General features: G+C 47.9%; 3 protein-coding genes. All 3 read right to left on the bottom strand.

The features are described from left to right. Positions 1-60: 60 nt before the first annotated feature. A complete protein-coding gene (locus AC3DOM_RS14625) occupies positions 61-1377 on the bottom strand; it encodes a BCD family MFS transporter (RefSeq protein ID WP_487919783.1) in 1317 nt (438 codons plus the stop codon). An 18-nt stretch (positions 1378-1395) separates the two neighbouring features. Next, positions 1396-2772, bottom strand: coding sequence for a protoporphyrinogen oxidase (hemG, locus tag AC3DOM_RS14620; RefSeq protein WP_487919782.1), 1377 nt, complete (start codon positions 2770-2772; stop codon positions 1396-1398). Next, a partial coding sequence (gene hemH, locus AC3DOM_RS14615) for a ferrochelatase (protein ID WP_487919781.1) occupies positions 2765-3379 on the bottom strand: 615 nt, incomplete at its 5' end. The genes hemH and hemG, both read right to left, overlap by 8 nt.

Below are 3379 nucleotides of genomic sequence, written 5' to 3'. Positions count from 1 at the left end.
CCCACGCGTAGCAAGTCTAAGTCACAAACTCTGCAAGATACAAAGATAAAAGCAAAGGCACTAGGCAGGTAGAACTTCTTCAGCCTCAAGTTTTGCCTTTGAAGCCGACATATCCAGCCGGGTTGAAAGCCAGTAAGCAATTGCCAGCATAATGACCTCCATCCCGAAGACAGAGGAATAAGCGGCAAATGCACTGCCCCCCAACCAAAAACGGACGATATCGACAATGCTGCCGCCGATCAGGCTGCCGAGTGCATGACCGATCATATTAGCCATACCCCAAACACCCATCAACATCCCGGCGCGGATTGGTGTGGTAAAGGAGATAATGCCGGTGAGCATCCCTGCGCCAGCCATTCCGGTCCCAAAGCCCATTACGAAAACGATAGCTTTGAAGGCATCGGCCTGTCCAACCAGGCCAAGAATGATGAGTCCAACAAATACCAGTGCGCTGGACACAATCCCGATCCTCATTACTTTCATATAACCAAGCCATTTGATAAATACTGTCCCAGAAAGGATCATGGCGAGCATCACACCGATACCCCAGAACATGGTCAGACGAGTGGTGTCACCTACTGGCATATCTAAAACGAGCGCACCGTAGGGTTCAAGGAGGACGTCTTGTGCAAGGGTGCCAATAAAAGTAAACAGGACGAGAATAAAGAAAGAGCGAATTTGTTTATCAGGCAAGACCACTTCTTGTAAAACCTGCTTGAAGGGTGTTTTGCTTGCCGAGGCTACCGCTGTATCGACATCTTTCCCACGCGGCTCTTGTTTTATGGCGGCAAAAATTGCCAGAACAAGAACAACCACGGCAACACCAATTGCAACCTTGGTCAGGCCGGCGGGATCATAATTTTCGAGAGCTTTTCCTAACCCGCCTGCTCCAGCGATGAGACCAAGCAACGTGGCAACTTCGTAAAACGTAACAGCGCGGGCACGGCCGGATTCGCTTTCATAACGGTCTGCGACAAGAGCCTGGAAGGTATTATGTCCCAGGTTTCGCCCTACACCGTAAATCAGAAAGGCTGTAAATACACCAATGGCGAGAACAATGCCACTGCCAGCAAGATTGATTGAGAGCATGCTGATTGAAATGATCCCCAAACCAATCAGGAATGCGCCTAAAACAATATATGGCTCGCGGCGTTTCCCAAAGAGTAAAAAACCATCTGAGCGATAGCCGAACCAGATTCTGGCTGGCGAGACCAGCAGCGGTACCGCAAAGAAAAGCCCGACCAGCGAAGCGGGCATTTCCATCTCGGCGATCATAATTCTATTGAGCGTTCCGCCGATAAGGGCACCGCTCAGACCATATGCCACAGGAAAAAAGCCAAGACGAATGTTGTTGAGTACACGAGCGACGGTTTTCATTGAATTTCCTTTCAATCTCTAATTCAGGTACGACTGGGCTTGTTTTACCGCCTGACGTCCCTGTTGGATACAATCCGGCACACCAATGCCACGATATGAACTCCCTGCCAAATATACGCCAGTAGGGAGCAAGTTTTCAATTTCAGTCACCAAATCAAGGTGACCTACATCAGCCTGAGGGAAACTATGCGGCCAGCGGAAGGGGACTATCTCAATTGGCTCCGCTGTAATGCCGATCAACTCTCTCAATTCATTTTGAACAGTTTTTTGTAAATCTGCATCCGACATCTCAACGATCTCGGGCCTGCTTCCGCCAAAAAATACGCGGATCATGCTATAAGTTTCCGGTGATCGGGTGGGCATCTTCAAAGATGTAAAGGTAATCGCATCTATAGCGCGATTCTCCCTTCGAGGGATCATCAATCCGTGAATACGAACGGGGGTGACCGCATCTTCAGCCTTATAGATCAAGGTCACCGTACCGATATTTTCATGCCGGATGGTTGCCAATTTTGCAGCCGATTTTTTAGCAATATCATTCAATAAATTCGCAGTCACATTGGCCGGCGTGGTGAAAATCAATGCATCAGCAGATAGAGTTTCTCCATCTGCCAAAGTAATTTGGTAGTTCCCACCATTCTTTGCGACTCTGGTAATTTCCGCCCTTAATCGAAGATCGCCCGTCAATTGATTTACCAGCTCATCAGCCAGTTCCTGTAAACCATATGCAAATGCTCCGAAACGAGGGCGCTTTTCTTCTCCATTTTTCTTATTCTTTCGGGTGGCTACCATCCGGCCAATTACAGCTTTAAAAAGACCCCCATAATCCGCTTCCATTTCCCGCATGATCGGCGAGGAAACGAGAATGCTTTGCGTATCCGGATTGGTATTATAAATACCGCCAAGAATCGGTCCAATGAATTTGTCAAGGGCTTCACGTCCCAGGCGTCGCGTGACAAAATCAGCCAGGGATTCATCCAAATCGTCTTTTTTTGCAGGCTGGAAAGGTTCTGTCAGCATGCGCATTTTGCTGCGCAAACTCATCAGTGGAGATTTCGCAAAAGCAATCGGAGCAAGAGGAACGGCGACAGGCTTCCCCCCATCAAGGATAAATATATGGCGAGTTTCCGCACCGGGATCAACCATCTTATCCTTTAGACCCAATTCGCAGGCCAGGTCCCATGCTTCTGGCTTACGTGTGATAAAAGATTCTGGGCCTCCGTCAATGATGCCCTTTCCTCCGGGCAAATTAACAATTTTCGTATGCACCTTTCCACCCAAACGATCATCTTTTTCTATCAGGGAATAAGATAAACCAAGCTGTTGTGCTTCCCAGACTGCACTCAATCCAGTAATGCCGCCACCAATAATAATTATTTTCTTACGTTCAGGCATTTTGCCTCCCTGACGAAAAAATGATTTCTGTAAGCGCCTGGATATGTAATTCGCTATCATTCAACGCGGGGATGTAGCGGAGCTCTCCCCCACCAGCATTCTGAAAAAGATTTCGCCCCTCATATTCGATCTCATCTACCGTTTCAAGACAGTCAACTGCAAAGCCGGGGCAGACCACATTTAAATTAGTTAACCGATCAGCACCAAATTTTTCAAGAGCTTCATTTGTATAGGGTTTGAGCCACTCCTGGCGCCCCAAACGAGACTGGAAGGTTGCCACCCAATCACCCACTTCCAGAAAAAGTTTTGCTGCGAGCAGTTCTGCGGTTCGCAAACACTCTACCTCGTATGGGTCACCTTTGGTCACATAATCTTTGGGAATGCCGTGAAAGGAAAGCATCAGCTTTTCTGGTTTCTGAGATTGATTCCAAGCTTCTTTGATACTTGTCGCCACCGCCGAGATATAAGCTGGATGGTCGTGATACCCATTAATAGTTTGAATAGATGGCATCCACCGCCATTTTTTCAGCTCATTAAAAGCGGCTTCGATGATCGTTCCACTGGTCGTACCGGAATATTGAGGAAAAAGAGGCAGGATGATCAGATC

It is taken from the genome of Candidatus Desulfolinea nitratireducens (genome assembly GCF_982879505.1).
Note: the sequence above shows the minus strand (reverse complement) of the source record. Positions and strands in the feature narration are given on the sequence as shown.

What these genes read in the sequence shown, in the direction of transcription:
- AC3DOM_RS14625 (WP_487919783.1), bottom strand. Translation starts at nt 1,377, where the DNA reads ATGAAAACCGTCGCTCGTGTACTCAACAACATTCGTCTTGGCTTTTTT.
- hemG (WP_487919782.1), bottom strand. Translation starts at nt 2,772, where the DNA reads ATGCCTGAACGTAAGAAAATAATTATTATTGGTGGCGGCATTACTGGA.